This is a genomic window from Burkholderia sp. SCN-KJ (assembly GCF_024656005.1).
In the GTDB taxonomy this organism is placed as follows: domain Bacteria; phylum Pseudomonadota; class Gammaproteobacteria; order Burkholderiales; family Burkholderiaceae; genus Burkholderia.
In genome coordinates this window covers 1-2,744 of record NZ_JANKOG010000072.1, presented here as the reverse complement: position 1 = coordinate 2,744, position 2,744 = coordinate 1, and the positions used below count along the sequence as shown (strand labels likewise).

Here is a 2,744-nt window from a genome sequence, read left to right as displayed (position 1 = left end):
TGGTGGGCCTGGCCGGACTTGAACCGGCGACCAATCGAGTAGGATCGGTAGCCAGCCCCTTGCGCACCGCGGCGACGCCGTCTGACGCAGGAAACCAACTACCTTCCTCCGAACGCAACGTGCAAGTTTCCAAGCATTGCGCTCTCCAGCTATCCTACTGCGCCATCATCTCGCCGCCGCGAACGGGTTGTGAAGGTCTCGCAGCTTTAACCCATCGTAAGCCCCTGCGTGTATCTTGGCGTGACAGCTACCACATGCGGGTATCTGCTTCCGGTTCAACGTAGCAAGAAGCCTCGTAAAGCCTTTGGGTGGTCGATCTCCCATCTTCCGGACGTGTCTGACGTGATGCATCTGTACGCCAGCGTCCGAACCACAAATAGCGCACGATTCCCCGAGCTTGCTTCGAGTACGCATTCGCGAGTGCCTCAGCAGGATGGAGTCGGGTGATGGTGTTTCACGAATCATGAACCGCGAGGGGCGACGCGACCAATCTGTGACGACTGGCAAGCTAACCCCGAAGGTCTTACCCTTACTGTTCTGCTTAAACACTGCTAGGCTATCCCCGTATTTCCGGAAAACCTGCTTCAACGAGAGTCTGTGTTTTGTGGCCAAGGTCAGCGCGGCCGAGTATTTCAGAATGTACTGGACCCTTGACAGCTTTGCATAATTGTCTGCAAAGCTGTAGTAATTCAGCAGTCCTCGTAGTACCGACCCATAGATAGAAACGATTTGATCGTCGTCCAGCAGAACCCAAATGTACTTCGGCGTGGGTTCGCCCTCGCTTCCACAAAAACCTTTGACGTGTAACTTGCCCACTAATTTGCCTACCGGTGCCCACAATTGCGGCAGCCAACCTGTAACTCGCTTGTCGAACGCTTTTCCGTTTCGGACCACCTTTTGCACCTTCTGCGTGGTTGACCCGATTTTTATGCGCGTCCCGAGAAAGAAAGCTTCCTCGGTCTTCGCATGACGAATATGCGTTTTCTCCATGTTGAGCGTAAGCCCAAGCCTTTCTTTCATGAAGTCTCGAACCTCATTTCGGATTTGCTCGGCCATCCATTTTGGCCCATTGACACCAACACACCAGTCGTCCGCGTAGCGGACATACTTAAGCCTAATGAAAGAGCCGTCATTAATACCCGATGGCACTCGCATATTGGCTAGCTTGGCCGCCTTTATCTCCTTAGCCTTCAGGGCCCGTTCTTCGGATCTTGGCGCAAGCCTTTCGATTTCTCGACGAGCTTTCTCCAATCTCTTATAGGCTCTGATGCTCTCAAGGCTTCTACCACGTTTCTCGCCTTTCTCTGTACAAGCGATGCGTTCGATCATAAATAGATCAAGCTCATGCAGAAAGATATTGCACAGGATGGGAGAGACAATGGAACCCTGCGGTGTACCGATGTCGCTGTTCACCGGCGTACGAAACTCATAGTAGCCCGCCGTCAGGGCTTTCCTGATCAGGTTGAGGAATCGCGTGTCACTAATGCGCTTCTTCAGGTGCCCGATCAGGAGATTGTGGTCAATATTATCAAAGGCAGCTTTGACGTCGCCTTCGACAACCCACGAAACCCCGCTCCAGTTATCCCGTATCGACTTAAGCGCCGTGTGACAACCTCGATTGGGTCTGAAACCGTGACTTGCTTCCGAAAAGCTCGGCCCATATGGACTTTCATAGATGGCCTCAAGAATCATTCTCACGACCTCCTGAACCACCTTGTCCTTAGGGGAAGCGATACCTAGCGGGCGCTTGCCACCGTTCGCTTTCGGGATATGCACTCTACGTGCTCTGCTGAACTGAAATGATTCAGTCCGCATCTGGGAGACGATGTTTTTTATTGTTGCCAGTGAAAACTCGTCGAGTGTTGTCCCGTCGGCTCCAGGGGTCATGTTTCCGGGGGAGCTTTTCAGCCGCTCGTACGCCACCACGTACAGATCTTCCTTGTACATTAGGCGATAGAGTTCCCCGTTGACCCAATTTGGATCAGCGTTTTTCTTGCGCAGCGCCTCCAAACGCTGTAGGTCGTTATTACTCATCCGAGTAAACCTTCGTCGTTGGACGCGCGTCCAGCCTGTTGTGCTTCCCTTTCACCCCGCATTACCGAGGTCGTATGTAGGTACTTGGTGGGCCTGGCAGGATTTGAACCTGCGACCAATCGATTATGAGTCGACTGCTACTAACCACTGAGCTACAGGCCCACTGTTTCACTACACAGGTACTACCACAACTCCGTCGCCAGCAATAGTCGGATCTGTTGCCAGCTCCATCTATTGCCAAGATACATTCGATGTTCTGATTGTATCCTTTTAGGGATCACTCCCCTTAGGCGATCCCATGGTTAACACACAAACGTGCTCTGGGTTTAGGTGCCCATTTCATCCATTTCTTCCGACTCGGAAGCCCGTGTCAGGAGGGAGCTTCCAGGGCGTTCATAATCGCCACCCTAGACTTCCTGACCTCAGACGTAAAACTGTGGTGTCTGAGGGTTGACGAAACATGCCCCGGTAGGATTCGGGTTCAAGCAATACAGCCTTCACCGTGTCCAGCCTAGCTGACAGACCTCTTGGAAGCACAGCTTCTTCCTTATCTGCCTTTTCACGACATGCTGCAGTCCCCTCACGGTTTCCCGATCAGGTAAGTCGCTGCTTTAGCCACAGCCGCTCCTGTGGCGTAACTACCGTTACAACGTTTGTGCGCCCTATCCATGGCGCACTTATGAGTCGACTGCTCTAACCAACTGAGCTAC

At 52.7% G+C, this 2,744-nt stretch carries 1 protein-coding gene and 1 tRNA gene; both read right to left on the bottom strand.

Annotated features, from left to right (window positions below; all coding sequences use genetic code 11):
* Positions 1 to 165: 165 nt before the first annotated feature.
* Entirely contained in the window at positions 166 to 2,034 is a 1,869-nt protein-coding gene (locus NQV17_RS37615; protein WP_257776133.1) for a reverse transcriptase/maturase family protein, read from the bottom strand.
* Positions 2,035 to 2,119: 85 nt separating this feature from the next.
* Positions 2,120 to 2,196, bottom strand: a tRNA-Ile gene (locus NQV17_RS37610).
* Positions 2,197 to 2,744: the final 548 nt, after the last annotated feature.

Excerpts from the sequence above, each read along its gene's own strand:
- NQV17_RS37615 (WP_257776133.1), bottom strand. The coding sequence starts at position 2,034 with ATGAGTAATAACGACCTACAGCGTTTGGAGGCGCTGCGCAAGAAAAAC.